Raw genomic sequence first — 1,218 nt, 5'->3', positions numbered from 1 at the left:
GACGGACAATCTGCTGTAACCGCGCAGTCGGAAGATTATGCTTTGTTTGTGAAAGCTTTGTTGGATTTGCACCAAGCTAGTTTGACTTTAGGCAACGCGGAAGATGCAAAACAGTTGCCGAATTCTCTGTTTTGGTTGGAGAAAGCTGTGCAGGTGCAAGAAGAATTTGATGAGTTTTTGTGGAGCGTGGAATTGGGAGGATATTACAATACTGCTAAGGATGCTAGCGGAGATTTGTTGGTGCGGGAACGCAGCTATATAGACAATGCAACTCCGGCGGCGAATGGAATTGCGATCGCCTCTTTGGTTCGTCTCGCGCTGCTGGGGCAGAATTTGGAATATCTCGATCGCGCGGAGCAAGGTTTGCAAGCTTTCAGCAGTATTGTACAAGATGCTCCGCAAGCTTGTCCGAGTCTACTTTCGGCGATCGACTGGTATCAGCACTCTACCCTGATTCGCACGACTCCCGATCGAATTTCTGGCTTGATTTCCCAGTATTACCCAACTGCTGTCTGTCAGATTGAGGCTGATTTGCCTGAAGGTGTTATCGGGTTAGTTTGCGAGTGTTTGACTTGCAAGGAACCGGCGAAAAGTCAAGAGAGGCTGTTGGAGGAAATTTTGCAAAGTCAAACGCGGGTTTAGTACCAATACTGTCTATATTATTGAACCGCGAAGACGCGAAGAACGCGAAGGAAGAAGGGGGAAGCAGAAGGAAGAAGTAGATTATCTTCTACCGGGAAGGAAGTACATCTTCAATCCGCTCCTCAATCTTCCAAAGAATCTCAGTGGCTTCAGCCCGCTTGAGTGTCAAAAAATGCAGATACTTTCCGGCGGCACGACAACTCGAACGCTGTCGCCGACTTGGTATCGCTGCAAGTCATCTCTGTGCAAGTTTTGTCGGCGAAGTGCGATCGAACTTTTAGCAGTCAACCGCACCGTATAGCGCGTGTCTGTGCCAATATAAATAGCCTCTTCTACTATTCCCGGCCAGCTATTTTCATCGTCATAACTAGCCGGATAAATAGCAGCTTTTTCGGGCCGCAACACCAGCGTTACCACTTTCCCAGCGGGCATATCTTCTGCTGTCGCAACTAACACGGGCAACTGCTGGTCAACCAACACGATTATTTGACCGTTTTGCTTTTCTACTACTTGCCCGCTTAAAAAATTGCTGTCGCCAATAAAATCAGCAACAAACCGCGTTTTAGGATATTCATA

Annotated in this window: 1 protein-coding gene and 1 pseudogene; one reads left to right on the top strand and one right to left on the bottom strand. The window is 47.6% G+C overall.

Annotation, left to right across the window (positions count from 1 at the left end; translation table 11 throughout):
- Window positions 1-642 (top strand): annotated as a pseudogene (locus QUA38_RS29050) (thioredoxin domain-containing protein); the annotation flags it as partial.
- Window positions 643-807: 165 nt separating this feature from the next.
- On the opposite strand, the gene QUA38_RS29045 reads toward QUA38_RS29050, so the two are convergent.
- The coding region (locus tag QUA38_RS29045; protein ID WP_333168006.1) for a TOBE domain-containing protein at window positions 808-1,218 on the bottom strand (411 nt) is incomplete at its 5' end.

The organism is Microcoleus sp. Pol12B4 (assembly GCF_036701385.1).
In the GTDB taxonomy this organism is placed as follows: domain Bacteria; phylum Cyanobacteriota; class Cyanobacteriia; order Cyanobacteriales; family Microcoleaceae; genus Microcoleus.
The sequence above is the reverse complement of the archived record's forward strand: the minus strand, read 5'-3'. Positions and strand labels throughout refer to the sequence as shown.